The organism is Moorena sp. SIO3B2 (assembly GCF_010692525.1).
Lineage (GTDB): Bacteria > Cyanobacteriota > Cyanobacteriia > Cyanobacteriales > Coleofasciculaceae > Moorena > Moorena producens.
The window spans coordinates 1-1056 of the sequence record NZ_JAAHHE010000985.1 but is presented as its reverse complement, the minus strand read 5'-3'; the positions used below and the strand labels follow the sequence as shown (position 1 = coordinate 1056).

Annotated in this window: 2 protein-coding genes; both read right to left on the bottom strand. The window is 36.5% G+C overall.

The features are described 5' to 3' along the window. Positions 1–245 precede the first annotated feature (245 nt). The gene (locus F6K38_RS42930; protein WP_287361017.1) at positions 246–830 is read right to left on the bottom strand and encodes a hypothetical protein; all 585 of its coding nucleotides are present in this window, start codon (positions 828–830) and stop codon (positions 246–248) included. A gap of 5 nt (positions 831–835) precedes the next feature. Further along, a partial coding sequence (locus F6K38_RS42925) for a hypothetical protein (protein ID WP_353737303.1) occupies positions 836–1056 on the bottom strand: 221 nt, incomplete at its 5' end.

Genomic DNA, 1056 nt, shown 5'->3' with positions numbered 1-1056 from the left:
AATAAAACATTTGCATACTATAGATTACGGCTTGACGAGGACCTTTTAGAGTGTGCTCAACAGGTTGTTTATTGAGATTTTGCTTGAAGTTTTTTGACATAAGTCGAAACTTGGAATCATTGTGGTTGTATATAATTATTGTAATGATTATAATTTTATTTGTCAAGGTTTTTTAAACTTTTTTTTGGAAGTTTTAGAGAGAATAAAAAAAAGCGATCGCGTCAGCTATTACCCATTACCTTGTTTTAAGCTGACCGCTGACTGCTTACACTTTGATTAATTTCAATTTCTTCAATCGGAGCCACAAATTCTGTGATACTTTTGCTAAAGTTGACTTGACCGATAACTTGCCATTTTAGTTTAAGTTTAGGGGTATTATTAAGATAATCATAGCTACCTTCAAGGATAGTAATTTGGCTAATCGTGTGGGTTGTAGCTGTTTGTTGGGCTTGATAATTGTTAGCCGTTGATAAATTATAAGTTTCGATGATTTCTTTGTAATTAGTTAAAATAATACCTGTAGCTAAGGAAGCTAATTTTTCTAGCTTGGTTAGGTCAGGGTCACAGATATCGATGAAAAACGCTTGTTTAAATTCCCTGGATGTAGTAATTATGGTGGGGTTTTGTTGCTCCGGATGTAACTGTTGTGGATGGGTTGATCTAAATGTTGAGGCAATTTCCCATTTACCGGGATAGATGCTGATGTGTGGTAGTGTTGTTGGTGATTCGGTAATGGGGGCAGCAACAATTTCTATTTGACCTTGGGAGATGTCGTCAGTTAGTTCTTTCTGAAGCTGCTGGCTGATTTGGGATAGTAAGTTTTGAATCATTTTTTTTAGGTAATAGGTAATGGGTAATAGGTAGTGGGGAATGGGTAATAGGTAATGGGTAATGGGTAATAGGTAATAGGTAATAGGTAATAGGTAGTGGGTAATAGGTAGTGGGTAATAGGTAATAGGTAATAGGTAGTGGGGAATGGGTAATAGGTAATAGGTAATAGGTAATGGGTAAGACGTTTATTTCCCACATTCGGCAGGTTGGCAGTGCTGCTAGGGA